This window comes from Burkholderia sp. COPS (genome assembly GCF_019425585.1).
Lineage (GTDB): Bacteria > Pseudomonadota > Gammaproteobacteria > Burkholderiales > Burkholderiaceae > Burkholderia > Burkholderia cepacia.
On record NZ_WIXR01000004.1, the window covers coordinates 42652 to 67304 of the forward strand.

Consider the following 24653-nt stretch of genomic DNA (forward strand, 5'->3'; position numbering starts at 1 on the left):
GTGAGACCGCGAGGCCGTGTGAGCCGTCACGCGGAGCGTCAGCCCGGCTGGCCGCGCAACGCGTCGAACGACACCATGACCTGTTCGCGATAGGCGGGGCGTCGGCTCAGGCGGGCGTACCAGGCCTCGACGTGCGGCAACGGCGGCCGCTCGACGTCGAGCGAGAAATAGCGGAACAGCGTCGCGCCGGCCGGAATGTCGGCCAGGCCCGGCGTCGCGCCGCCCAGGAAGGGCTGGGTCGACAGCAGCCGGTCGAGCAGCTGGAAATGCGTCGCGCTGCGCGCGGCCTTGTCGCGCACGAGCGCATCGTCGCGCCGCTCCGGCGGCGTTCGCACGAGCGCCCAGAACAGCCCGGTCATCACGTCCGGTTCGAGCGCGGTCTGCGACCAGTCCATCCAGCGCTCGGCGCGCGAACGGGCGAACGCGTCGCGGCACCAGAACGGATTGTTCGGCACCCGCGCGGCGAGATAGCGCAGGATCGTGTGCGACTCCCACACGACGTCGCCATCCCAGTCGATCACCGGAATCCGGCAGGTCGGATTCAGCGCCGCGAACGCGGGCGTCTGCAGCGAACCGTGTTCACCGCCTGCCGCGATGTGCCGGTACGGCACGCCCAGCTCGCCGATGAGCCACAACACCTTCTGCACGTTGAACGACGTGCGGCGGCCCCAGACGGTCAGCATCGCGCGGCATCCTCGCAGGCGGCGGCCTGCCGCGCGCACGCCGCATAACGATCGAGACCGGCCGCGAGATCGGCGATCAGGTCGTCCGGGTCCTCGAGCCCGACATGCACGCGCACGCCGCGGCTGCCGGCCGGCCAGCGCGCGGCAAGGCCGTGCGCGTCCAGTTCGAACGGCAGCGCGAGGCTCTCGTAGCCGCCCCACGAATAACCGAGCCCGAACAGCGCGAGGTGGTCGAGAAACGCTTCGACCGCGTGCGGCGGCGCCGGCTGCAGCACGACCGAGAACAGCCCCGATGCGCCGCGAAAATCGCGACGCCACAGCGCATGTCCGTCGTCGCCGGGGAGGGCCGGATACAGGACGCGCTGCACTTCGGGGCGCGTCGCGAGCCAGCTCGCGACCGCCAGCGCATTGCGCTGGTGCTGCCGCAGCCGCACGCCGAGCGTGCGCAACCCGCGCAGCGCGAGATAGACGTCGTCGGGGCCTGCGCACAGCCCGAGATCGCCATGCAGTTGCTTCAACGCGGGCCACGCGCGTTCGGTGGCCGACACGGTGCCGAGCATCGCATCGGAATGCCCGACCAGGTACTTGGTGCCGGCCTGGATCGACAGGTCGATGCCGAACGCATGCGGCTGGAAGAAGAGCGGCGTGGCCCAGCTGTTGTCCGCGACGACCAGCGCGCCGTGTGCGTGCGCGAGCCGGACGAGGGCCGGGATATCGTGCATGTCGAACGTATAGGAGCCCGGCACTTCGACATACAGCGCGCGCGTATTCACACGGAATGCGGCGGCGACGGGCGTGCTGCCGTCGTACCAGGTCGTCTCGACGCCGAGCCGCGCAAGCACGCCTTCGCACGCATGGCGTACCGGGCCGTAGACCGATGCGGTCATCAGCAGGTGATCGCCGGGCTTCAGGCACGACAGCAGCGCCAGCGTGCACGCGGACAAACCCGACGGACACAGCACCGCACCGGCACCGCCTTCGAGGCTCGTCACCGCGCGCTCGAGCGCGTCGGTCGTCGGCGTGCCGCGGCGGCCGTAGATATACGGCTGCGTGCGGTTCAGCAGATCGGACACCGTCGGGCTGAGCACGGTCGACGCATGGTAGACGGGCGGATTGACGAAGCCGTGCCAGGCCGCGCTGTCGCGGCCCGCGTGCATGAGGCGCGTGTCTTCGTGCATCCGGTCGTGTATCCGGTCGTTCATGCCGTCGTGCCGGGTGCCGTCCGGTCGCGACGGAGGGGCGGCGGACTTCAAGGCCATAGCGCACACCGTTCCCAGCGCTGACCGTCACGACGGTACGCCTGCCGCGCGAAGCGGCGTGCGCTGTCGGCACGCCAGAATTCGGCTTCGTCCGGCGCGAGCGTGTACAGGTGCCAGTCCTCCGACACGAGTGCGGGGTCGGCGGCCAGCCGCGCGAGCTGCGCGTCGATCGCGCGCGTCAGGTCGGCGGGATCGTCGAGCCGTTCGCTTTGCCGGCCGGCCAGGATGCTCGCGCGCGACCGCTCCGGGCGGCCCGCGAAATCGGCGCGGCCTTCGGCGGCCGGCAGCCGCTCGACCGGGCCGCTCAGGCGGACCTGGCTCGCGATCGCCGGCCAATAGAACGTCAGCGCGGCGAACGGCCGGTTTTCGATCTGGCGCCCCTTGGGGCTGCGCGTGCTCGCCGCGAAATGCCAGCCGCGTGCGTCGACGTTAAGCAGTACGACGGAGCGAGCGTCGGGCCGCCCGTCCGGGCGGACCGTCGACAGCGTCATCACCTGCGGTTCGACGGCGCCTGCGACAACGGCCTCGTCGAGCCAGCGTTCGAATTGCGCTTGCGGCGTGTCGGGCCAGTTCTCGGCCGGAACATGCGGCGCCGCATGCGCGAGGGTTTTCAGCGCCTTCAGGCGCGTGGCGATCGTATCCATGGCGGGCTCAGGCAATGCCGAATTGCGTCGCGCGGGCGATCAGCCGATGCGCGGCGAGATAGTCGGGGACTTCCGCGAGGAAACCGTCGACGACGGCCGCGGCCACGCGGCGGCCGCCGGACGCGCGCCGGGCGGTGTCGAACGCGTCGATCACGCGGCGGGCGAGGGCGACTTCATCGACCGTCGGCGTCAGCACGCGATTGACGACCGGCACGAACTGTGCGTTGACGATCGCCTTGGCCTGGTATCCGAGGCCGCGCGACACGCGCATGTCGAGCTCCGCGCCTTCGTTGTCGGCATAGCTGTACGGGCAGTCGATCGCGGTGACGCCGACGGCTGCGCATTCGACGCGAAAGCGCGAACGCACATAGTCGAGCTCGCGGCCCGCGCGGGTGCGCTCGGCCCCCATGTCGGCCACCATGTCCTCGGTCGCGACGAGCACGGCGGACACGCGCGGGCTCGAACGCGCGATCGCCATCGTGTTCACGAGCCCGAGCGTCGACTCGATGTTCGGCACCAGTTCCGTCGAGCCGGGCGCGATATCGTATTCGCGCTCGAAGCGCGTGACGGCTTCGTCGAGCGCGACGACCTGCTCGGGCGTCGCGACGTACGACATCATCACGATGTCCGGCCGGCCGCGCATCGCCGCGCGCAGGTCGTCGATGCCGCCCGCGTCGAGCGGGTTCACGCGCACGGACGCGAGGATGCCGGCATCGCGCCAGCCCGCGAGCACGCGCTCGCTGAGTTCGCGCGCGGCCGGACGCCGGTCCGGCGGCGTAAAGGTCTCGAGTTCCTGGATCAATACGTCCGCGCCGCTCGCGGCGCCGTCGACGAGCGCATCGTGATCGGCGCCGGCGAGGAACAGCCAGGAGCGGCGCAGGCGGGAAGGGCGTCGGTGGGTCGTTGTCATGCTTGGATTCCTGTAGGGTGCGTCGTACGCATGTCGATGGCGGGCGGTCAGCCGGCGCGCATCATCTGGTTGAAGATGTTCTTGCGATGCATTTCCTCGGTTCCGCCGACGCTCATGAAACCCAGCGCGTCCGACGCGAATGCGGCCACCGGCCCGGCCTGGTAGCCGAGGCTGCCGTACAGCCGCACGAGGCCGAGCGCGCCGTCGACGAGATCCTGCGCACCGACCAGCTTCGCGATCGAGCAGGTCATCAGCGCTTGCGGGTGATCCGTCAGCAATTGCGCGAGCGCGCCGCGCGCCAGCCACGTGCCGCGCTCGATGCCGATCTGCAGGTCGACCAGGCGGCGCTGCACATACTGGTGCGCGTCGATCGTGCTGTCGAAGCTGCGCCGGTCGCGGCAATAGGCGATCGCGTCGCGCAGGTACGGCGCCGTCACCTGCGCGGCGACGAGGCCGTAGTAGAGGCGGCCGAGCGAAATGATGTCGATCAGGTTGCCGAGCCCGGCGCCCGGTTCGCCCAGCAGCTGGCCACGCGCGATCGGGCAGTCGTCGAAATGCAGCGCTCCGGTGGGCAGGTCGTCGAGGCCGAGCTTGCTGTCGGGCGCCGCGACGGTCATGCCTGGCTGGTCGCGGTCGACGATCACGAGCGCCGTATTGCGTCGGCCGAGCGTTTCGACACGCGTGACGACGAGAATGAAGCGCGCGAGCGGCGCATGCGCGATGTTGAATTTGCTGCCGGTCAGCCGGTAGCCGTCGCCGTGCTCGACCAGCTTTGTCGCAATGCTGCGCACGTCGGTGCCGGTGCCCGGTTCGGCGATCGCCGTCGCGCTCAGTTCGCCGCGCAGGATCGCGCCGAAATAGCGGTCCTGCTGGGTTGCCGTGCCGTAGCGTTCGAGCGCGCGCACCATGCCGGCCTGCGCGATCACCGACAGCAGCAGCGCCGGGCGGCGGATCGTCGATGCAAGCCCTTCCAGTGCCGCGGAAAAGTGCCACCAGCCGTGACCGTCGCCGCCATAGGTCTCCGGCACGATCATGTCCCACAGTCCTTCCTGGCCGAGCCGGGTCCAGCCGGCTGCATCGAATCCGGCAGGCGCGCGAGCGTCGCGTTCCGCCGCGGCGATCTCCGTGCCGATGTCGCGAAAGCGCGCGAGCGTCGCATGCTGTTCCTGCGTCCAGTCAAATGGCATCTGTCGTGTCTCCGGTCGAAGCGGCGCGGCCTCGGACGGCGCGCCAGCGATGCCGACAAGAGTAAGGGGGCACGGACAGCGGAGGTACTGGCAGTAGTGGTAGTTGCCGGGTGGGGTGTCGCGGCAGGGACAGGCGGGCGTGGATCTTCGCAGGGTGTGTGCGAGTGCACGCGTCTCGGTTGCTGGTTGGATCCCGGCATCGCATTTCATCCCGCGTCGCGGGACGATATCGAATCGGAGCAGCTGTTCACGGAGCGACTCGTTCTGGCGGTCGGTCATCATCTTCTCGCGAAGAAGCGCCGGATCCGTGGGAAGCGCTCGACTCGATCCCGTTGGTATTGCTCACTTATTGCCGGGCTTCGCTCGGTGTCCCGATACCAGACCCGCCGCGCCATGCTTCCGCAGCCGGGCGACCAGCCGGCGAATCTGCCGTGTCGTCAGCTTGAGTCGCTCGGCCGCGCGGTCAGGCTTCAAGCCCGTGTCCACCACGGCCCGGATTACCTTCAGACGGTCGAGTTCTCGCATGTTCAGTGTCACCAGTGCACCTGGATACATGGCCGGCTCCGTAGTCCCGCAAAGAACCGGCCAGCATACCGAGGTCAAAACACGACATTTTTATTTAGCGGAAACGCGACATCTGAACTTGGGACCTACACAAAAATCACCGATAACTATGATTATGTAAAATGTAGTCCAGAATAATACTTTGGACACTAAGCGCAGCGTAAGGCCGGCGCCGGCGGCCACCGCCTGAGCGTGCGTTCGACCTACAGAGGCACTCATGCATTCCGATTGGTTCATTGTTGTCGGCGGCTTGGCCCACGACCTCGCGACGAACATGCTGTATCTGATGCATGAGCTCACCTCCATGCCACGACCGCAGCGATCGCCTGCAGGCGTCGAGGCGCGTGCGCGCTCGTGCGAGAAGCTAGGCCCGCCCGGACGTCGGAAGCGACGTGATCAGCACCGCGCCGCATGACGTCTTGTGACCGTCGAACGACGCGAAGCTACCCTCCACGTTGAAATCGGAATCGCCTTCCACAATCACACACTCGCCGTGGATCGGGCAGGTGCAGCGGTCACCGATTCGTGCGACCGGCCGACCCATCACCTCGCTGTTCGCAGCACCGGACTCAACGCGCCCGCCGTGACTGTGTACGTCTCCAACCCGAATTACACCGCGCATGAAAGCCTCTGTTCCAGGTTCGCCTTCGTCGTAGATCCGATCCCGCCGCGCAATCACATCGCACTTCCATTGTTAGGACAATCCACGCGCGGTGGCCATATCGGTTCATCTACGCGCTCTGAACGCGTTGACCACGCCCACGACGAACAGGGCAAGTCCGACGAACACCATTAAAACGGGCACCGAGAAGACAAACGACAACTGTGCATCGCTTTGAATATGCCACTGGTCGAATGCGCCAATGATCAGAAGAACAAATAAGGCGACGCAAAGACAAATCCCAGCTGCAACCAGCCCAACGCCCCACCCCATGAGCTGCTGATGGCGAGAGAGTCTATACGCTCCCGATTCCATAAAAATTCTCCACAACGAATGCGTACGACGCGCGAATCGACCGGGCGCCGCACCCGATCTATCGCATCATTCGCGTGCTCAGAAGCTGTACCCTTGCCCGGATCGACTGTAATCGACATCGTGGCGCTTCCCCCACCAAGGCAGATAGGCACTACCCTCTCCGGCCGCGCGGAACCACGGTTTCTTTGGATCGACGGGATTCAGCTTCGCCGGCGGAACCACGACGACCGCCGTCGGGTGTTCGAGGTCTGTCGTGCCTGCCACGAGCGTATTGCCGCCGATATGGTTTGCACGACCGATCGCCAGTGCGACGTCCGTCAACGCGGAACCTGCGCCCATCTCGCCGAGGAGCGCTGGCGTGTTGAACGTCTGTTTCTTGTAGTCGTATTCCGGCAGCACTTCGGTCAACGTCTGGGACAACGTACCCAGGCGAGCGGATGCGGCGTCACTGCCCTTGCCGGCGTCGTGGACCACGTAATGAAGATCAGCCGTCGCCACCCCAGCATTGTGGGCAGCTTGTTCAATGGTCGATTTCCAAGCCTGGACTGCGCGGGTCGTCCCGGACTTCTTTTCGAAGTCGTTCACGTTGCCGACTGCGGCTCGCCCAATCCAGGCGAGCGGCTCTCGCCCTGTCGCAAAGTCCGGCCCCGTCAGAACGAGCAGGACCATGTTCTCGTTCATCTGGTTGTCCTTCGGCGGGAAGCTCGGCGCGTCCCAGTTCATCACCCATACGCTTTTATCGGGGTGCGCTTGCAGGTACTCGAGCGCACGATTCAGCGAAGTGAAGCCCGCATTTGGACCACCTGGCGTTATGTGGACATCTGGCGGAGTGTCACTGTTCCACAGACTCGGTGCGGACTTATTCCCGATCTCGTAATAGTCGACAAACTGGTCGACGAGATATTTACGTGACTCTTCCGGATCGAGTCGCTTCTCGGGGATTGCAAACTCGATATGCGTACCTGCGAGTTCTCGCCAGCCCTTTCGGTCCTTCGAATGCACGTTGTAAAAGTACGCCGGGCTCATCACATAAATCTCAGCAAACAAGCTGAGAAGCTTGTCGACATATTTTTCGTAGAATCCGTCAAACGTCTCGCGTCCATCGTTTCCATACGCAACACCCGCGACCGGTTGAACAGTCGTGAAGCTCTTCGGATCCTCCTTCACCATGTCGTCGTGCTCATTTGGCCCAACGAGGCCCATCGTCCAAAGCAATTGCCATTCGGTCGGATAGTCACGTCGTTCTAACGGATTGAGCCACGCCAGGCCCACGACTTGAGCCCTGAACGGCTGATTGGGTGCAGGTGCTGCCATCGCAACGCTGGCAGCTGCCCCAGTCATGGCCAAAGCGGCCTTTTCACCGCCGGATTTCCGAATTCCCGCCCAGAGCGCCAGCACGGCAACCACAACAAGAAGCGGCAACACAATCAATCGTTTCATCCATTCCTCAACCGAAAGCGGCTGCGGCGCAGCCTGCTGAGCATGATACGTCCACGTCGCAGCTACTGCGACCGACAAGACGAGAATCGCGATAGCGACGCCTACACGTCGCGGCCAAGTCGAGAGAGCGGTACTCATAGGGCGTGCGTCGCACTGAGGAACCACCCACCATCTCGTTCGTCCTGGATTTTCTTCGGCATATGTGCATCTGCATCGGCCTTAACCCAGTCTGATAGAAACAGACCACTCATCTTCCCTTTCGAGAAGTACGACGCGTACTTCCGGTGAGGATTCGATTTGTCCATGCCTTCACCGAAGCGCCAGTCAGCTTCAATGCGCAATTCCTTCCAATCTTCGGGTGTCAGTTTGCACACACCGATTGCGACATCGTAGGCGAGAGCATGCTCCGCGTGCATCGCGTTCGTCATGATCGTCGAATGGTTCGTTGGATTGTTCTTCTCCGTCGCACCGAGATAGGTTGTCACAGTGGACGTCGAATACTCCCTTGCCTTGCCGTCAGCATTGAAGCCCGGTTGCTCAGAGGTCACATTTCCAGCCGCGTCAATGAGCGAGCCATTTCCTTGCTCACGTTGGCGGACGGTCTGTCGCACGACCGCATGCAATTCGTACCGCATATCTGCTTCGCTATCCTCATTCCCAATCGGTGCCGCGCCCTTGTAGTTGTCGATCGCGTCTCCCGGCTTTTTGTTAGCAGAAGCCTTGTTTCTGTCGCGTGCGGCCGCAACCGGGTCATTACCCTCATTAAATTGGCTCGTTGCTGCGGGGCCGTCATGGACGGGTGCGATCGGACTGCCAAACTTCATTGCTACTGGGGTGAACGGGTGATCCAGCTTGGGCGCGTCGATCGGGATTGCCCACCATTCTGATGGCGTCGCATTGACCGCCGGCCGGAATATGTTTACGGCCGTTCCGATGCTTTGCATCTTCCAGATTCCCCACATGTCGTGAAGAGTCGTTCGGTTCTTTAACGACTTGATGAGCGAGAATCGTGCCTCGGGAGATGGGGGATACCAGAACCCTTTCGTCTTTCCTTTCTTGTAGCGCCAGTCATTCTTCGTGTAATCGTAAAACTGCCCGGGCTTCTGGCCCACCAGGTAGCCCGAAGCGAAGACTCGCTGCGTGAAGCAATCAGCACCGCCCGTAACTTCTATCTCGTACTCGCTCAAGCCACGCCAGCCGATCCCCTGGACCGTTGTCGCCGAGATGACTTGATCATGCGGGCAGCAGTAGAGCGTGACGCGGCCAAATGTGCGATACGTGTTTCCGTAACCTGTCGGCCCCATGGAGGTCTTTCCCCATACCTGAAGGCCGTGCGCCTGGCGATCGTCCGCTGCCTTATAGGGTTTGCCTGTTGACGACGTGCACATATTGGACATTACCGGATCGATATCTTCTGGCGTCGGTTCTAGGCTGAACCGTGCCCGGATGATGTCGAAGAAGTTTGACAGCGTGCGGACCCGCGCTTCCCATGTCTCGCGGCCGCGTCGACCCTCTGCATCCTTTGCGCCGCGTTGAGTCCAGTTATCGGGCAAGTTGCTGTCGACCAGGCTGTACGGCGCGTTTGCCAATACATAGGCGTCGGCAACACAACGGCCAGATTTCCCCTGGCCATCTTTTACCTCCGGCAATTGGTCGCCGAGAAACGCGGCTGTGAGCCCGACTATGTTCCCTTGACTATGACAAACGACGGTGATCGGACAGTCTGCTTGCTTTTTCCTGATCGACTCGATCAGTTTCGCGAGACGCAGCGCAGCCATGACTCCGTATTGCCGGTTTGGCGTCGAGTACACCATGCGTGCATCAACGGGGTTCAAATCCTGAACCTGTAGCCACAGGAATAGTCGATCGTTCACCCCGACGTTCCACAAATCCGGAAGAGTTGTACACCCATTTGCAAACGGGCCTCCCCCCCAGTAGTTTTGTTCGTTCAGGAAAATGTTGCCGCCAAACTCCTGCAGTTCTTCTTTGTTCGCCTTGTGTCCCCAACGGAAATGGATGACCGGCGACCACGACGGGTCGGGCTGCAAGTAGGTTTGCGGCGTCATCTTCGGGTTGATGAAGCCGTCGTTCGTCAGGAACTTGACGTACTTGGCTGGGGTGAGTTGTCCACCTTCTGGTCCTTTGAACTTCATCTGATCGTCGAGCCGCCCAAGTCGCCGGTTCAATCCCTTGCAGAGACCCTCTTCGGCCGGGCCGAACCACTCGCCCTCGGAGTTGACGCCGTGAACGAAAATTACGACGCCTGGTAACGGCATTGGATTGACAGCAACAATTTCCTTCTTCTTGCCGGGCAGCAACGTGCCAACCTTGGTGGCGGCCGGGCTCGTAGATTTGTTAGACATACTATGTTATCTCCCGGATGCTTACGCGTCTTTTCTGAAGAACTTCACGACTACCTGTTCGAACTGGTCGTGTTCGATTGGAGTCAGCTTGCCGCTACTGTCCGTCTGCCCGCTGAGTATCCCGCCCGATGCCTTATGGACTTCCCCCACGAACCCCTCGATTGGCTGGCCATCCGACGCTCGTACGAGTTTCGGTATAGCCCCAAGCGGTTCTTTGTCGAATTTCGGCATATCCGTACTCATGCTCGCCGGCCCTTGCCATGAATGGCCGGCGGACTTCACGGTGAACTTTCCCGGGCACCCAAGTTCGATGTCGCTGCCGTGAAGTTTCAGGTAGGCGCCGCCGGAAGTCGTGAAGACCACCTGATCGTTTGCCATACCAGTGATCTTCCCGTCGGCGGCCGTCAACTGAATGTTCTTTGCGGAATCGATCTCCGTGTCGTCGTTCTGGCTCTGTAGCGTGACCTTGCCCTGGTTCGCAATCGCCGACACGCCCTCGCTGTGCGCGAACATCGCGACGCCATGGCCGCCGTGCAGATTGATGCGCTGGCCGCTCGTCACCTGGACGTGTTGCTGCGCGACCTGGTCGATGTTTTCGCCCGCGTACGTCACGTGGGTTTTCGGGGTGATCGCAACCGATCCGGCCTGCGCGCCGAAAGCCATCAGCGCCTGTGAGCCGCTTCCGGTGCCCGCCCCAGCTCCGGTGTTAGATGGTCCACCAGCGGGTGTCCAGCTCTTGAACGCGGCGGCGACAGCCTGCTGGCCGGCTGTGTCTGTCGCTTGCCCTCCATGTTCACCGGCATAGTCGCCCAGCGACTTGAACAACTCGGTGCACTCGCCGAGCAGCTGCAGCAGCTCGTCACGATCAAGCTGCCCGCCGCTTGCCTGCGAGCGGGCGTATGTTGTTAGCAAGATCCCTTGCGCGGCGCGCAGCGCTGCGGCCGCATCGGTGCGCAGCTCCGCACCCTCGCCGCGTCCCTGTCCTTGCCCGTTCTGGCGCGGTTGCGTGAGGAAACCCAAATTCAGTTGGGAGTGCGCGTGCTCGCTCGCAAGTTGGCTGGAAATTTCTCCCGGCGTGTCGTCGAGCCGCAACTGGTTGTAGCGCTGCCCCTTGATTTCCTTCGTCTTGATACCCGACACGTATCGGTTGCCAGGCAGCGAACCGGTGTGCGTAAACGCCGCCGGCGGGTTCGCCCCATTGCCGAGGACAGCGATGATCACCAACCGGTCGGGATCGCCCCCAATCGCGCCGAGCAGGACCTCCATGCCGATGCGTGGCAGAAAGGACGCACCGAACTGCGTGCCCGCGAGGCTCGACGCCACCCGGATCGGCGCGCTGTCGCCGGCGTTATCGTTCGTGCCGGCCCCTTGTGCATGGGAGTGATCGGCAGGATCCAGTCCTTGGATCCGCACGTAGACCCGCCCGAGCTCGTCGGTCACAACCTCATCACCGTCGCGCGTAACGATGACCCCGGTCAGCAAATGAACGGGTGGCAGGTCAATCCTGGGATCGTATGCCGGCGTGATCGGGACGCCGCGGCGCACGCACGTAAAAGTGTTTTCGTAGCGCGTATCCGATTCAGCGGACGACGGGGCCAGTTGGGCCGGCGAAGGCGATACGAGGTTCTTGCTCGCAGCAAAGAGCTGCTGCACGCGTTCGGTCAGCCCCTCCGGGAGGTTGTTCGAGACGTCGTGACGAATCGACGTGACGACGAACTGCCGCTTGTCGGCCGACTGCATGTCCAGGTCGGGGTCACCCGTCAGCGTGATCCAGGTGCCGACGGCGAGATCGCGGATCCCGCTTGCGCCGTCGTACTGTTCAGCTTCGAATTGGTGCGCCAGCATACGCGAGCGCGTAAGGCGATCGTGGTCGTCCCACGAGTCGCCTACGTGCGGGACATCGATCGCCACGTCGGTCAGGAGCGTCGCCAGATCGTTACCGGCATCGCCCTGGTCGACTTCGCCTGCCACGGTCGACTCGTCAATACGCGCCTTCTTGTAGTCCCATGATGGTCGACTCGCTGCGCCCGGCACCAGGCGCGCGTGCAGCGCGAACAGCGTAACCGTATCGCGCTCTTCGGTTCCAGCGTCGCGTGGGTGTAGACGCACCGTTCCCGCCGGTCCTTCCTGCAACGAATCGGGATTGTCGCAACAGACCAAGGTGTGCACGGGGGTTTCGTCTTCGGAGGTGGATCCGCCCTTGGCGGGCCCTGCCTTGACGAAGATCGAAATCCCTTCGCGACGCAACAAGCGCCGCACAAACGCTGCGTCCGACTCGTTCACCTGGCGCGTCAATTCTCGAGCAGGATAGCGATCGCGATTCAGGAATGACAGGTCGAATTCGAAGGCGCGCGCGAGCGCCGGACTACGCTGCCGCCATTCGTTGAACATCACCGAGAGGACGTCGACAACGCTCTGCTTGCGGAAGACGCGCGAGTTCGTCCGTTTGTCCATCAGGGACAAAGCATCACAAATCGTCAGTTGGTAAACGCACAGCTCGCCATCGCTTTGTCCGATTTGTACGTTCTGAACGATCGCGTTGATCGTCTGCAGCTGGCCACGGTCGGTTACCAGTCGCAATGAAACAGGCACGCCGATAAACAACTTGGGTGGTAGGTCGTGTCGTGTCGATACGCACGTGAGATGGCCGTGGATGCCGGTCATCAGCCCTTCGTGAACGTTTGCGTGCTGAAGCGCAAGCAAGCGCCCCAACGTCCCTTGCAGCCGCCCGAAATTCAAAGCGACCGGACGTCGGTTCCAGTCGACGGCCCCCAACGCGAAGCTACTAAGTGTGTCGCTGATGCTCACTTCGGCCCTCTCAGTTTTGTGTTCATCTCTGGCCAGCCACAACGTGACCGTCGATTTTTTGCCAGACGGTCCCGTCTCGCGGCACGAAGTGCCAGCACCCGGTTTCCGGGTTGTACAACGCCAACTGCTTGGCATCGCCGGGAGGTACAGCGATCACGTCGACAGCGTCGAGCGCCGCGACGGCCCGCCGGAGCGACGCCTCCTCAACGGCCGGCGACGCCAGCCATCGTCGTGCGATCTGCAACGTCTCTTGCCAGGCAAAGAGGCCTGCGGACTGGTGCAGTCGATCGAGCGTCGACCACGTCGCTGCTTCAATTGCCACCGCCGTATGGTGCTGGCGCCATCGTGCAGCCTGGTCTCGAGCAACCCTGAAGAGATGGCCATCGTGATGCACGATGAGCCGGTTCTCGTGGGCAAGCCACGCGAGATGCACGGTTAGCGGCCGCTGTCGCAACCTGCCTGAATAGAGGACGCGCCGTGGCAGGTGACTCGACAGCAAGACGCCTTCGACTGCCTTTGCATCGTGTCGCAGCAGGAACACCATTTCCAATAGCGCATCGAATGGCGACAGGAAACAGCCAACCGCTGGACCAAAATCCGACCGATCGCCCAATACGGACAGGACATCCATCGGTGCAGGCGTCATCAGGACATAAACCGGGTGCTCGTAATCCAGCGTCCTCATGGTGTCGAACGCAAGTTTCCCGGCGCTTTCCAAAACGTTCGAGATTCGGCTATTAGACCATATGCAGATTTAGCAAAGCCATTCTAGACGGACTGCGCGAATCAGATCGTCAAGCTTTGTTACGGTGCCCTCATGGCCGGCGCGAGAACGCGAAGCTTACAATTTCCATTGATTTTCTCCGGAAATTCAGGGGGCGAGCCATTGCGGTGGGTCGATTGTTGCGGTTCGTGTAAATAATAGATCAATTAAATATATTAATTTGATATATGGATATCGGCGGGCCGTTCAACCGCACGCGGCCTAGTGAATCCAATTCGGACGGAAGTGCGCTGGGGCAGCGCCTCCTGCCGAGGTGGTTCGACATGGATCAAGCACCTGCAGCACGCAGACGCCCGCATGGATTCGCCGATCGCTCTGCAGAGCAAAACGCCTCCCATTGCTCAGGTGTGGCTCGGTCGACCTTCTCAATCGCCACGGTGCGCGCGCGTCGATCGACCCTTCCATGATCCTTCCGATGCTTCGTCCCGTTTCCACGTCCGACACCGAGAACAGCGCCGGCGGGTACGGATCGCTTCAGTTCCGTGGTCCACTCGCGAACCTGCTGCTCGAGGATCCGTTGTTCGTCATCCGATTTCGTCATCGTTTTCCTTATCGGGAATCAGGTTCGTGAAATTCGGCGACGGTTTTCGCGCGCCTCATTCTTTAGGCCGCATCGAGCATCGTCTTCGCAAATGCTTCCGCATCGTCTGCTTGGTGTAGGTCGTCAGCTGCGTGTAGCTCTGGGTTTTGTGCACGATTTCACGCTCCGGTCAACCACGCCCGCGCGCGGTGCGCACTGCGCACTGCTCGAGGTGGATCACGTTGTCCCGCGCGAAGCTCACGCGCTCGCCGAGAGTAAAGCTTGCGGGCTCACCAGCGGGATACGCGGCGCCCAGCCCCGTCACGATCGCGCCATACGCGTGCTCGTCGACCAGGCCGTCGTGGACGCGATCGGCACACACGGTCGCCACGATCAGCGGCCCGGCGATCGCCTGCAAGTGCACGACGTCGCCGCGCTCGATGGTGTCGCGTGCGGTATCGCGCAGCGTGTCCCAGCCGCGGGTCATCGGGCCCGGCGCCGTCGCGAAATCTTCCCGGAAGCGCGTCCCCCACTCACGGCACAGCAGTTGCCAGGACGCGACCGGCATCGTGCCTTCGCCGGCCTCCCAGCGCTGCACCTGCCGGGGGGGGAACGCCCGACCGCTCGGCGACGGCCGCCTGGGTGCGGCGATGACGCATACGTAGGCCGACCAGCTCCGCTGCGGTCGGCGGGACGAGCACGGCGATCACTGGCTGCACGTGCTCGGCAAGGGCGGCAAGGTGGCACTGCCGTCGCTCGCTCGGACCGCGCTGGATCAGCATCTCGTGCAGCGCGGGCTGCCGGTCACGCCGACACGCTGGAACCCGGCGACGCCGCTCGTCGCGAGTCTCGAGGCGGAGAGCGCGGGCATCGAACCCAGACGGCTCTGGCGCGTGCTGCGCCGGTTCTTCGTGCTGGCAGCCGACGAGATCCAGAGCGAACGACCGGCGACCGCTGAGAAGCTGCGGCGCGCGAGCCCACACTGGATGCGGCACACCCACGCATCGCACGCGCTCGGGCGCGGCGCTGAGCTGATCATGGTGCGCGACAACCTGCGCCACGCGTCGATCTCGACGACGTCGACCTATCTGCACAGCGACGACGTGCAGCGGGCTCGGCAGTTTGATCATGCGTTCGGGGTCCGCAAGGAAGGATAGTCTGTCGTCAGATGGACGTCAGCAGACGGACAACGATTCAGAATTTCCCTGTTAAATCATCAAGTTGAGATGCTTTTTGCGAAAATTTCACGAGTCCCGGCCGACCCTCAAGTACCACGCCGTTCCCTCGCTCATCTGATGCCGGCATAATATTGCCCGCCGCGCGAGCGTACCCGTCTTTGCTACGCCGGTATATCGAATCTGTACCCCGGGAGCAAACATGCGTGACGTCATCGACGGTTTTCTTCGTTTCCAGCGCGACATCTATCCGCAACGGGCTGGGCTCTTCAAGCAGCTCGCCACATCACAGAACCCCAAGGCACTGTTTGTCACGTGCTCGGACAGTCGCGTCGTGCCCGAATTGCTCACGCAGCGCGAGCCGGGCGAACTGTTCGTGATCCGCAATGCAGGCAACATCGTGCCGTCCTACGGCCCCGAGCCCGGCGGCGTGTCCGCCACCGTCGAATACGCGGTCGCCGTCCTCGGCGTTCGCGATATCGTGATCTGCGGTCACTCCGATTGCGGTGCGATGGGCGCGATTTCACGCTGCACCTGCCTCGATCATCTGCCGGCGGTCGCGAACTGGCTGCGTCATGCCGACGCCGCTAAAGTCATCAACGCCGCGCATGAATACGACACGCCTCGCGCGAAGCTCGACGGGCTCGTGCGCGAAAACGTGATCGCGCAACTCGCCAATCTGCGCACTCACCCGTCCGTGGCGCTCGCCCTCGAACAGGGGCGCATGAATCTGCACGGCTGGGTTTACGACATCGAGACAGGCAACATAGATGCGCTGGACGGCGTCACCCGAAGCTTTGTCTCGCTCGCCGAGTCGCCTACGGTAGTCGCCGTGAGCTCGCGCGATCGCGGGCAGGTCTAGTCTCCCCGACAGCTCGCGCCCAGAGTCGGGGGCGAACACGCCCCCGCTCCCGAACAGACCGGGCCCCGCTCCTCTCCTTCACGATCGTCACCGACAACAACGCACGCGGTGCCCGACGTTCTCCCGAGCGTGACGCGGCCGCGGATGCATGGCTGCCCATGCAGTCGGGCTAATGCGCAGTGCGCCGCAGCATCATCGTGTCGTAGCCGAGCGTCCGCACGCGCTCGACAAGCGCGTCGGCTTGCTCGGTCGACGGCCTGGCGACGCGCGTCAGGATCCACAGGAATCGCCCTGACGGCTCGCCGACGATCGACCACGAGTAGTCGTCGGCGTGATCGAGTATCCAGTAGTTGCCGAAAAAGAACGGCCCGAAGAACGACACTTTCAGTTTCGCGTCGCCGCTGTTCGCCACGATCTTCGCCCGTCCGTCCGAGCTTCGTGCGCGGCCGCCCGGCCCGCCTTCGCGACACGTATTGCGCACGTCGACGAGGCCGTCTTCCCGCTTCGCATAATCGGCCGTCACGCCGTCGCAACCGCGCTCGAAGCGGTTTTCATAGCGCGCGAACTCATACCATCTACCCACATAGCGATCAAGATCGACCGCCTTGGCCGGCTGCGGCACCTGGGCGTTGCCGCTCTCGCCTCCCGCCAGGCCCGCGCATCCCGCGAGCAACAGCGCCGCTCCAGCCAGCGCCATGGAAGTGGTCCTCACGGACGACGTACAAAGGACAGATCGCTTCATTGACTCCCTCCCGGCCAGGAAATCACGCCATTGTGCACGCAACCACCCCGCCGCAGTGACGGCGGCCGGTTGCATCCCGGCGGGCGATTCGTTCGTATCTCGCTGCAACGTCTTCATACGGTTCGCCACCATGCACGACATTCAGCGGGTCCGCCGGCGATTGCTCGATCAAGTGCATCCGGCAGTGCTATATTTCGCTCGACATTCACGCCATGGCGATCCTCGCCATTTCTTCAGCATGAACGACACGCCGGATGGTGCCGAGCGCTTCGCCCCGTCAACCGACGCGGATGCCGTGCGTCGCGAGCACCTGAATCAGGTCATGTCGCAGGTCGCGAGCGGCGACCAGGCGGCTTTCGCCGAGCTGTACCGGCTGACCTCGTCGCGGGTGTTCGGCATCATCCTGCGCATGGTTCACGATCGCGGGGAAGCCGAGGATCTGCTCCAGGATGTCTACACGGCCGTGTGGCGACGCGCTGACGCATTCGACCCGGCACGCGGCGGTGCGATGACGTGGCTGACCACGCTGGCGCGCAACAGGACGATCGACCGGTTACGGCAGCATCGCGAGGCGCAACTCGACGAAGAGCAGGTGCTGGATCTCCCCGACGAGGATCCGACGCCCGCCGCGCTCGCGGAAGCAAGCCAGGAGCGCCAACGCCTCGAACGGTGCCTCGAGCGGCTCGATCCGGATCAGGGCCGCGCAATACGCGAGGCTTTTTTCAGCGGCGCGACTTATAGCGAACTCGCAGCGCGACTGCGTGTGCCTCTCGGAACCATGAAAAGCTGGATCCGGCGCAGCCTGATGCAGCTGAAGGTATGTCTCGAGCAATGAATACGCCAGCCGATCACGATCCCGAATTGCGCTGCGCGGAATACGCGCTCGGCGTGCTCGACGCCGATGCGCGGCACGCACTCGAGGAGTCCGCCGCACGCGATCCGCTGTTGCAGGCGACGCTCGAGCGCTGGCAGCGCCGCTTCGCACCGCTCGCGGAAGACATCGCACGCGTCGCCCCGCCCGGCCGGGTCTGGACGAGAATCCAGCGTGACCTCGGCTTCCTCGTTCCGCCGGCCGCTCGCGGCGCCACGCCATCGGGCGGATGGTGGAACAGCCTGCGACTGTGGCGCTGGGTCGGCCTTGGCGCGAGCTTGGCCGCGCTCGGACTGCTCGCGTTCAACCTGATCCTGGTGAGCGAAGCGCCACCGCGCGTGGCAGCTGTCGAGGGCAGCTACATGGTGGCCACGATCGCACGGTCGGACGGCGTCGCACACTGGACCGCCACCGTCGACCTGCGCCGCGCCCGGATGGTCGTGGTGCCGGCGGACAAGCCGACGATCGCCGCGAATCGCTCGGCCGAGCTCTGGCTTATTCCGCCGAATGCGAAGCCGATCTCGCTCGGCGTATTCACGCCGGACGCACCCGCGTCGATGACGCTGCCGCCCGCGATCGTCGCGCAGTTCAGCGCACGGGCGGTGCTCGCCGTGTCGATCGAGCCGCGCGGCGGCTCGCCGAGCGGTCAACCCACGGGTCCGGTGCTCGCCACCGGGGCAATGCACGCGGCATAACAGGCGCCGCGCCAACCTGCGGCGGACAACCGTCCGTCGAGGGTGAGCGCGGTGCGTGCCCCTGTCGCCCGCGCGCAGGTCGCGGCGCATCCCGATTCATCCGTTTGGCCTTCGGCTCCGTATATGACGGATATCGCGTCCCCGGAGCCGCCCGCATGCATGCCGTCGCCGTTGCCCTCCTCGCTTTCGTCGGACTGTTTCTGTCGTTCACGGCGGTGTGGATCAGCCAGTTGCGATCCCGGAATGCCGGGATGATCGACCCGGTCTGGGCAGTGACGCTCGGCGGCATGGCCGTGTTCGTCGCGGGGCTCGGCACCGGCCCGGCATTGAACCGCGCACTCGTCGCGACAGGCGGCGGCATCTGGGGGCTGCGGCTCGCGCGGCACCTGTGGCGTCGCAACCGCCGGCAGCCCGAGGACCGGCGCTATCGGCAGTTCCGCCTGCAATGGGGCGACGCCGCGCCGCGCAACATGTTCTGGCTGTTCCAGTTGCAGGCGCTGATCTCGATGTTGCTGTCGGTCGCGTTCTTCGTGCCGGCATACAGTCCGGCCGCGCCGTCCCGGTCCGCAGCCGTCGCGGCCGTCTCGATCTGGCTCGTCGCCGTGGCCGGAGAGGCCGCCGCCGACCGGCAGCTCAAGCGCTTCCTCGCCGCCCCCGGGCACCGCGACCGCGTCTGTCGAGTGGGCTGGTGGCGCTATTCGCGGCACCCCAACTACTTCTTCGAATGCCTGCACTGGTGCGCATACGCGGCGCTCGCGATCGGCATGCCGTGGGGCTGGCTCACGCTGATGCCGCCGTTCCTGATGGCGTGGCTGCTGCTCAGGGTCTCCGGCCTGCCGCTACTCGAGGCGCATCTCGTGCGAACGCGGCCGGGCTACCGGGAATACATGCTCACGACCAGCGCCCTCGTTCCGTGGCCGCCCAGGCCGGCCGCACCACCGCCCGTTGCCCGCCCCGACCATCCAGAAGACAGGAGTACGCGCTCATGACCGCCACCGCCTCGCAACCGTCGCCCGCCCGGATGCCTGCCCCCGGCGACACCTGGCTGATTCGCTGCTGCGAACGCGGCTGGCTGCCGGATCCGCTGATCCGCGCCGGCATGCGCACGCTGCTGCGGCAGCGCCTGCGCGACGAACATCTGTTCGACGGCGAGCGACGCACGGCCGCCTTCGACCGGCTGGTGCACGAACTGAACGCGAGCCCCATCGCGATCGACACGCATGCGGCCAACACGCAGCATTACGAAGTGCCCGGCGCGTTCTTTGAAGCCCATCTCGGCCCCCGGCTGAAATACTCGTGCGGCTATTACCCGCACGGCAACGAAACGCTCGCGCAAGCCGAGGACGCCATGCTGTCGCTTTACGCGGAGCGGGCCGGCCTCGCGGACGGCCAGCGCATCCTGGATCTCGGCTGCGGCTGGGGATCGCTGTCGCTGTGGCTCGCCGAGCGCTATCCGCACGCGCGGATCGTCGGGCTGTCGAATGCTCACGGTCAGCGGAACTTCATCGAGCAATGCGCGGCCCGGCGCGGGCTGACCAATCTGCGGATCGTCACGGGCAACGTGGTGGACTTCGATTTCGCGCCCGGCGAAGCGGGTTTCGACCGCGTGCTGTCGATCGAGATGTTCGAGCACATGAAGAACTACGGGCAACTGCTGGCGAAAATCGCACGCTGGATGCACGACGACGGCAAGTTGTTCGTGCACGTCTTCGCGCACAAGCTGCTCGCCTATCATTTCGCGGTGCGCGACGACACCGACTGGATGTCGCGTCATTTCTTCACCGGCGGCACGATGCCGTCGGCCCATCTGCTGCTGCGGTTCCAGGACGACGTCCGCCTCGACCGCCAATGGTGGATCGACGGCACCGCCTACGCCCGCACGGCCAACCACTGGCTCGCTTCGCTCGATGCCGCGCGCGGCCGGATCATGCCGATTTTCGAAACGGTCTACGGCGCCGACGCGCGGATCTGGTTCCAGCGCTGGCGAATGTTCTACATGGCCGTCGCCGAACTGTTCGGTTATGCCGGCGGCCAGGAATGGGGCATCGCGCACTACCTGTTCGACAAGCGGCCCGTACGCGCGTGAGACGTGTCATGCCGTACCCAATCGTCCGCCGTTTCGCCGCCATGCTCGCGGCCGGTCTTGCGCTCGCCATCGCCGCGGGCTGCTCGGGCAACGCGCCGAACACCAATCCGCGCGCAGCCGTGCCCCTGTCGAGCGTGGCCGTCGACCTGCCGCGCTACATGGGCCGCTGGTACGTGATCGCGAACATCCCGTATTTCGCGGAACGCAACTACGTGGGCAGCCGCGCCGAGTGGACGCTGCGCGAGGACGGCCGGATCGACGACGTGTTCGTCGGCCGCAAGGGCGGCTTCGACCGACCCGAGAAACGCTATCGCTTCGTCGATACGGCAAAGCCCGGCAGCGGGGGCGGCGAATGGCGCGTGCGGCTGTTCTGGCCGGTATACGTCACGCAGTTGACGCTCTATGTCGATCCCGACTACCGCTACACGATCCTCGGCTACCCGGGCAAGACGCTCGGATGGATCTTCTCGCGCGAGCCGACGATGGACGACGCGACGTATCGCTCGCTGCTCGCGCGGCTCGATGCGATGGGCTACGACACGTCGCGCTTCAGGCGCGTGCCGCAAACACCCGGACAGATCGGTCAACCGGGCTTCGCCTCGCCCGGCGAGCGCGACTGAAGCGGGCCCGGCGCATCCGCCGACCGCTTTGCTCCGTATCTTGAAAAACCGTTCCCGAGACCGCCGACCCGCCTGACGGAGACCCTTCGCGATGCACCAGCCCCTCACTGCCTTGCCGCCCGGGCGGCGGATCGCCGTCGTCGGCGCCGGCATCGCCGGCCTGGCGAGCGCCTACCTGCTGGCCCGTCGTCACCGCGTGACGCTGTTCGAGGCGGCCGGCTACCTCGGCGGCCACACGCACACCGTCGATGTCGAACTCGACGGCGCGCGCCACCCGGTCGATACCGGGTTCCTCGTGTTCAACGACCGGACCTATCCGAACCTGATCGCGCTGCTCGCCGAACTCGGCGTGGCCGCGCATCCGAGCGACATGTCGTTCTCGGTTTCGATCGACGGCGGCCGGCTCGAATGGGCCGGCAGCAATCTCAACACGGTATTCGCGCAACGCCGCAACCTGTTCTCGCCGTCGTTCCTCGGCATGCTGCGCGACATCCTGCGCTTCAACGCGTCCGCGCAGCATCACCTCGAAACGGCACACCGCCAGCGTCTGTCGGTCGGCGAGCTGCTCGCCGCGGGCGGCTACGGCACCTCGTTCCAGGAGCACTACTTGCTGCCGATGGCGGCCGCGATCTGGTCGAGCGCGGCCGACGACATCCTGCGGTTTCCGGCGGCGACGTTCCTGCGCTTCTGCCTGAACCACGCGCTGCTGCAGGTCAACGACCGACCGCCCTGGCGCACGATCGCCGGCGGCGCGCGGCAGTACGTCGAGCGCATCGCCGCGACGCTCGACGACGTACGCGTGAACACGCCGGTCCGCACGATTCGGCGCGACGATCACGGCGTCACGGTGGCGACCGACGCGGCCGGCCATGAGCGGTTCGACGCCATCGTGCTCGCGTGCCACGCGCCGACGAGCCTGCGGCTGCTCGCGGACACCAGCGACGCCGAGCGCCGCGTGCTGGGCGCCGTGCGCTACCAGCGCAACGTCGCGGTGCTGCATACCGATACGGCGTTGCTACCGCGCCGGCGGCGCGTCTGGTCGGCGTGGAACTACCTGAGCCGCCGTGCGGCGCCGGCCGCCGGCGGCGTATCGCCCGTGTGTGTCAGCTACCTGATCAACCAGCTGCAGCCGCTGCCTTTCCGCACTCCGGTCGTCGTCACGCTGAATCCCGTCGACGCGCCCGCGCCCGGCACGCAGCTCGGCCGCTACGACTACGAGCATCCGCTGCTCGATCTCGCCGCCGTCGATGCGCAGCAACGCCTGCCCGCGCTGCAGGGGCAGCGCCGCACGTGGTTCGCGGGTGCGTGGACGGGCTACGGCTTTCATGAAGACGGCCTGAAATCCGCCTTGCGCGTGGCCGGCGACTTCGGCGTAAAGCCGGCCTGGGCCACGTCATGAACGCGCCGTTCGCGAGCGACGGCAGCGCCGCGCGGCTGCTCGTCGGGCACGTGATGCACGAGCGGCTGCGGCCCGTGCACCATGCGTTCACGTATCCGCTGTTCCAGATCTGCTGCGATATCGAGCGACTTCACGAGATCGACGGCAACTGGTTCGGCGTCGATCGCTGGCGGCCGTTCGGACTCGCGTCGCGCGACTACGGGCCGCGTGACGGCCAGCCGCTTGCGCCGTGGCTGCGCGCCCGCCTCGCCGAAGCCGGCATTCCGGCCGACGGCCCGATCTGGCTGCAGACGATCCCGCGCCTCTTCGGCCATGCGTTCAACCCCGTGAGCTTCTGGTACTGCTACGACCGCGCGGGTCGCCTTCGCGCGCTGTACGCCGATGTGCGCAATACGTTCGGCGCGCACCACGGCTACTTGCTGAGCGCGAGGCGGCACGTGCCGATCGGGGACGACACCGTCCTCGTCTGCCGCAAGACGTTTCACGTATCGCCGTTTTGCGACGTCGTCGGGACATACGCGTTTCGCGTGCGCCAGCGCGGCGACCACCTGCGGGTCGCCATCGACTACCGCGACGATGACGGCCTGCTGCTGCGGACGGCGCTCGTCATGCAGGCCGGCCCGCTGAGCGCCGCGCGGGCGTGGCGCGCGCTCGCGCGGCAGCCGTTCAACGCGATCGGTGTGATCGTCCGGATCCATTGGCAGGCGCTGCGGCTCTGGCTCAAGCGCGTGCCGTTCCACGGCAGGACGCCCCCTGCCCGGCCGTCCTGCGCCGATGCACCGCCGCCTCCGTCGGCACGGGTGTCGCCGCCCTGCCGCCCTGCGGTGTCCGACCACGAGGTCCGCCCATGACCCTGCTGCGCCTGTTATCGAATGCATCGCAACCCGCGCTGCCGCTTTCTTCGCGGTTGTTCGTCGCGCTGCTGCGGCGGCTGCGGCACGGCCACGTGATACTCGTGACGCCCGAAGGCGCGCAATACGTGTTCGGCGATCCGCACTGCCAGCCGGCCGCGACGCTGCAGATCCGCGACTGGCGGGCGTGCCGCGCGATCCTGCGCGCGGGCGACATCGGGTTCGCGGAAGCGTATCGCGCACGCCAGGTCGACACCCCCGACCTCGTCGCGCTGCTGCGTCTGGCGATCCGCAACGAGCCGGCGATCGCGCAGACGCTGACGGGCGGGCGCGTCGCCCGCCTCTGGTATGCGCTACGCCACCGGCTGCGGATGAATACACGCGCCGGCAGCCGCCGCAACATCCACGCGCATTACGATCTCGGCAACCGCTTCTACGGGTTGTGGCTCGATGACACGTGGACGTATTCGAGCGCCTGCTTCGACGGCGACGAGCGGCGCTCGCTCGCCGATGCGCAGGCGGCGAAATATCAACGCATCGTCGCATCGCTCGGGCTGCGCGCCGGCATGCACGTGCTCGAGATCGGCTGCGGCTGGGGCGGCTTCGCGATGTACGCCGCACGCCAGGGCATCCGCGTGCGTGCGCTGACGATCTCGCAGGCGCAATACGCGCTGGCGGTCGAGCGCATCGCGCGTGCGGGGCTGTCCGATCGCGCGACGGTCGAGTTGCGCGACTACCGCGACATCGACGGACAGTACGACGCGATCGTGTCGATCGAGATGTTCGAGGCCGTGGGCGAAGCGTTCTGGCCGGTGTATTTCGACACGCTCGGGGAGCATCTGAAGGCAGGCGCGCGGGCGCTGATCCAGTCGATCACGATCGCCGAGCCGCAGTTCGAGGCCTACCGGGCTTCGAGCGACTTCATTCGCGAGTTCATCTTTCCGGGCGGCATGCTGCCGAGCGCCGAGCGCTTCGTCGACGCGGCCGGCCGCGCGGGTCTCGCCGCGGAGCCGGTGCTCGCGTTCGGACTCGACTACGCACGCACGTTGCGCGCCTGGCGGGAGGCATTCGAGGATCACGTCGACGCCGTGCGTGCACTGGGGTTCGACGAGACCTTCATCCGAACGTGGCGGCTTTACCTCGCCTATTGCGAGGCGGGGTTCGCCGAGCGGCGCACCGACGTGATGCATTTCGTCGTGTCGTCGGCACGCTGA

The 24653-nt window shown here is 65.1% G+C and carries 22 protein-coding genes and 2 pseudogenes; 10 read left to right on the forward strand and 14 right to left on the reverse strand.

What is annotated here, in order from left to right; all coding sequences use genetic code 11:
* Positions 1–38: 38 nt before the first annotated feature.
* From FOZ70_RS02905 to FOZ70_RS02965, 13 genes and pseudogenes are all read right to left on the reverse strand, one after another.
* Complete coding sequence (locus tag FOZ70_RS02905) at positions 39–683, reverse strand: glutathione S-transferase (protein WP_021160969.1); 645 nt, start codon at positions 681–683, stop codon at positions 39–41.
* Positions 677–1885 (reverse strand): cystathionine beta-lyase, encoded by a 1209-nt coding sequence (gene metC, locus FOZ70_RS02910; protein WP_219704914.1) that lies wholly within the window; start codon positions 1883–1885, stop codon positions 677–679. Before metC ends, FOZ70_RS02905 begins: the two co-directional genes overlap by 7 nt.
* Positions 1886–1932: 47 nt before the next feature.
* On the reverse strand, positions 1933–2586 hold the full coding sequence (locus FOZ70_RS02915; protein ID WP_021160967.1) for a pyridoxal 5'-phosphate synthase: 654 nt from the start codon (positions 2584–2586) through the stop codon (positions 1933–1935).
* 7 nt (positions 2587–2593) lie between these two features.
* Complete coding sequence (locus tag FOZ70_RS02920; protein WP_219704915.1) at positions 2594–3496, reverse strand: CoA ester lyase; 903 nt, start codon at positions 3494–3496, stop codon at positions 2594–2596.
* A gap of 47 nt (positions 3497–3543) precedes the next feature.
* Entirely contained in the window at positions 3544–4683 is a 1140-nt protein-coding gene (locus FOZ70_RS02925) for an acyl-CoA dehydrogenase family protein (protein ID WP_059495916.1), read from the reverse strand.
* Between the two features lie 348 nt (positions 4684–5031).
* Positions 5032–5238, reverse strand: a pseudogene (locus FOZ70_RS02930) (helix-turn-helix domain-containing protein); the annotation flags it as partial.
* A 373-nt stretch (positions 5239–5611) separates the two neighbouring features.
* Positions 5612–5869: a PAAR domain-containing protein gene (locus tag FOZ70_RS02935; protein WP_048022903.1), complete on the reverse strand. Its 258-nt coding sequence runs from the start codon at positions 5867–5869 to the stop codon at positions 5612–5614.
* A 105-nt stretch (positions 5870–5974) separates the two neighbouring features.
* The gene (locus tag FOZ70_RS02940) at positions 5975–6223 is read right to left on the reverse strand and encodes a hypothetical protein (RefSeq protein ID WP_060155113.1); all 249 of its coding nucleotides are present in this window, start codon (positions 6221–6223) and stop codon (positions 5975–5977) included.
* A gap of 78 nt (positions 6224–6301) precedes the next feature.
* On the reverse strand, positions 6302–7801 hold the full coding sequence (locus FOZ70_RS02945; RefSeq protein WP_060128573.1) for a hypothetical protein: 1500 nt from the start codon (positions 7799–7801) through the stop codon (positions 6302–6304).
* The gene (locus FOZ70_RS02950; protein ID WP_111999260.1) at positions 7798–10026 is read right to left on the reverse strand and encodes a hypothetical protein; all 2229 of its coding nucleotides are present in this window, start codon (positions 10024–10026) and stop codon (positions 7798–7800) included. Before FOZ70_RS02950 ends, FOZ70_RS02945 begins: the two co-directional genes overlap by 4 nt.
* A 21-nt stretch (positions 10027–10047) precedes the next feature.
* Positions 10048–12834, reverse strand: a complete 2787-nt coding sequence (locus tag FOZ70_RS02955) for a type VI secretion system Vgr family protein (RefSeq protein WP_346656381.1) — start codon at positions 12832–12834, stop codon at positions 10048–10050.
* Between the two features lie 22 nt (positions 12835–12856).
* Entirely contained in the window at positions 12857–13519 is a 663-nt protein-coding gene (locus FOZ70_RS02960) for a hypothetical protein (RefSeq protein ID WP_124467374.1), read from the reverse strand.
* Between the two features lie 809 nt (positions 13520–14328).
* Positions 14329–14706: a hypothetical protein gene (locus FOZ70_RS02965; protein WP_244113270.1), complete on the reverse strand. Its 378-nt coding sequence runs from the start codon at positions 14704–14706 to the stop codon at positions 14329–14331.
* A gap of 118 nt (positions 14707–14824) precedes the next feature.
* Between FOZ70_RS02965 and FOZ70_RS02970 the strand changes: the two are divergent.
* Together FOZ70_RS02970 and FOZ70_RS02975 are read left to right on the forward strand one after the other, a co-directional pair.
* Positions 14825–15295 (forward strand): annotated as a pseudogene (locus FOZ70_RS02970) (tyrosine-type recombinase/integrase); the annotation flags it as partial.
* Positions 15296–15515: 220 nt separating this feature from the next.
* Entirely contained in the window at positions 15516–16175 is a 660-nt protein-coding gene (locus FOZ70_RS02975) for a carbonic anhydrase (RefSeq protein WP_021160963.1), read from the forward strand.
* Between the two features lie 169 nt (positions 16176–16344).
* Here the strand turns inward: FOZ70_RS02975 and FOZ70_RS02980 are convergent, their stop codons facing one another.
* Positions 16345–16872, reverse strand: a complete 528-nt coding sequence (locus FOZ70_RS02980; RefSeq protein WP_165581777.1) for a lipocalin family protein — start codon at positions 16870–16872, stop codon at positions 16345–16347.
* A gap of 283 nt (positions 16873–17155) precedes the next feature.
* Between FOZ70_RS02980 and FOZ70_RS02985 the strand changes: the two genes are divergently transcribed.
* From FOZ70_RS02985 to FOZ70_RS03020, 8 genes are all read left to right on the forward strand, one after another.
* Positions 17156–17752 carry a sigma-70 family RNA polymerase sigma factor gene (locus FOZ70_RS02985; protein ID WP_042975896.1) on the forward strand — a complete coding sequence of 199 codons (597 nt, stop codon included), beginning with the start codon at positions 17156–17158 and terminating at the stop codon, positions 17750–17752.
* Entirely contained in the window at positions 17749–18483 is a 735-nt protein-coding gene (locus FOZ70_RS02990) for an anti-sigma factor (RefSeq protein WP_048022756.1), read from the forward strand. Before FOZ70_RS02985 ends, FOZ70_RS02990 begins: the two co-directional genes overlap by 4 nt.
* 155 nt (positions 18484–18638) lie before the next feature.
* Positions 18639–19472 (forward strand): DUF1295 domain-containing protein, encoded by an 834-nt coding sequence (locus tag FOZ70_RS02995; RefSeq protein ID WP_104767911.1) that lies wholly within the window; start codon positions 18639–18641, stop codon positions 19470–19472.
* On the forward strand, positions 19469–20569 hold the full coding sequence (locus tag FOZ70_RS03000) for a class I SAM-dependent methyltransferase (protein WP_060155124.1): 1101 nt from the start codon (positions 19469–19471) through the stop codon (positions 20567–20569). The genes FOZ70_RS02995 and FOZ70_RS03000 overlap by 4 nt, the downstream gene beginning before the upstream one ends.
* 8 nt (positions 20570–20577) lie before the next feature.
* On the forward strand, positions 20578–21189 hold the full coding sequence (locus FOZ70_RS03005; RefSeq protein ID WP_059495909.1) for a lipocalin family protein: 612 nt from the start codon (positions 20578–20580) through the stop codon (positions 21187–21189).
* A gap of 91 nt (positions 21190–21280) precedes the next feature.
* Positions 21281–22588: an FAD-dependent oxidoreductase gene (locus FOZ70_RS03010; RefSeq protein WP_219704919.1), complete on the forward strand. Its 1308-nt coding sequence runs from the start codon at positions 21281–21283 to the stop codon at positions 22586–22588.
* Positions 22585–23439, forward strand: coding sequence for a DUF1365 domain-containing protein (locus FOZ70_RS03015; protein WP_219704921.1), 855 nt, complete (start codon positions 22585–22587; stop codon positions 23437–23439). The genes FOZ70_RS03010 and FOZ70_RS03015 overlap by 4 nt, the downstream gene beginning before the upstream one ends.
* Entirely contained in the window at positions 23436–24653 is a 1218-nt protein-coding gene (locus FOZ70_RS03020) for a cyclopropane-fatty-acyl-phospholipid synthase family protein (protein ID WP_219704922.1), read from the forward strand. Before FOZ70_RS03015 ends, FOZ70_RS03020 begins: the two co-directional genes overlap by 4 nt.

Excerpts from the sequence above, each read along its gene's own strand:
- FOZ70_RS02905 (WP_021160969.1), bottom strand. The coding sequence starts at position 683 with ATGCTGACCGTCTGGGGCCGCCGCACGTCGTTCAACGTGCAGAAGGTG.
- metC (WP_219704914.1), bottom strand. The coding sequence starts at position 1,885 with ATGAACGACCGGATACACGACCGGATGCACGAAGACACGCGCCTCATG.
- FOZ70_RS02915 (WP_021160967.1), bottom strand. The coding sequence starts at position 2,586 with ATGGATACGATCGCCACGCGCCTGAAGGCGCTGAAAACCCTCGCGCAT.
- FOZ70_RS02920 (WP_219704915.1), bottom strand. The coding sequence starts at position 3,496 with ATGACAACGACCCACCGACGCCCTTCCCGCCTGCGCCGCTCCTGGCTG.
- FOZ70_RS02925 (WP_059495916.1), bottom strand. The coding sequence starts at position 4,683 with ATGCCATTTGACTGGACGCAGGAACAGCATGCGACGCTCGCGCGCTTT.
- FOZ70_RS02935 (WP_048022903.1), bottom strand. The coding sequence starts at position 5,869 with ATGCGCGGTGTAATTCGGGTTGGAGACGTACACAGTCACGGCGGGCGC.
- FOZ70_RS02940 (WP_060155113.1), bottom strand. The coding sequence starts at position 6,223 with ATGGAATCGGGAGCGTATAGACTCTCTCGCCATCAGCAGCTCATGGGG.
- FOZ70_RS02945 (WP_060128573.1), bottom strand. The coding sequence starts at position 7,801 with ATGAGTACCGCTCTCTCGACTTGGCCGCGACGTGTAGGCGTCGCTATC.
- FOZ70_RS02950 (WP_111999260.1), bottom strand. The coding sequence starts at position 10,026 with ATGTCTAACAAATCTACGAGCCCGGCCGCCACCAAGGTTGGCACGTTG.
- FOZ70_RS02960 (WP_124467374.1), bottom strand. The coding sequence starts at position 13,519 with ATGAGGACGCTGGATTACGAGCACCCGGTTTATGTCCTGATGACGCCT.
- FOZ70_RS02965 (WP_244113270.1), bottom strand. The coding sequence starts at position 14,706 with ATGCCGGTCGCGTCCTGGCAACTGCTGTGCCGTGAGTGGGGGACGCGC.
- FOZ70_RS02975 (WP_021160963.1), top strand. The coding sequence starts at position 15,516 with ATGCGTGACGTCATCGACGGTTTTCTTCGTTTCCAGCGCGACATCTAT.
- FOZ70_RS02980 (WP_165581777.1), bottom strand. The coding sequence starts at position 16,872 with ATGGCGCTGGCTGGAGCGGCGCTGTTGCTCGCGGGATGCGCGGGCCTG.
- FOZ70_RS02985 (WP_042975896.1), top strand. The coding sequence starts at position 17,156 with ATGAACGACACGCCGGATGGTGCCGAGCGCTTCGCCCCGTCAACCGAC.
- FOZ70_RS02990 (WP_048022756.1), top strand. The coding sequence starts at position 17,749 with ATGAATACGCCAGCCGATCACGATCCCGAATTGCGCTGCGCGGAATAC.
- FOZ70_RS02995 (WP_104767911.1), top strand. The coding sequence starts at position 18,639 with ATGCATGCCGTCGCCGTTGCCCTCCTCGCTTTCGTCGGACTGTTTCTG.
- FOZ70_RS03000 (WP_060155124.1), top strand. The coding sequence starts at position 19,469 with ATGACCGCCACCGCCTCGCAACCGTCGCCCGCCCGGATGCCTGCCCCC.
- FOZ70_RS03005 (WP_059495909.1), top strand. The coding sequence starts at position 20,578 with ATGCCGTACCCAATCGTCCGCCGTTTCGCCGCCATGCTCGCGGCCGGT.
- FOZ70_RS03010 (WP_219704919.1), top strand. The coding sequence starts at position 21,281 with ATGCACCAGCCCCTCACTGCCTTGCCGCCCGGGCGGCGGATCGCCGTC.
- FOZ70_RS03015 (WP_219704921.1), top strand. The coding sequence starts at position 22,585 with ATGAACGCGCCGTTCGCGAGCGACGGCAGCGCCGCGCGGCTGCTCGTC.
- FOZ70_RS03020 (WP_219704922.1), top strand. The coding sequence starts at position 23,436 with ATGACCCTGCTGCGCCTGTTATCGAATGCATCGCAACCCGCGCTGCCG.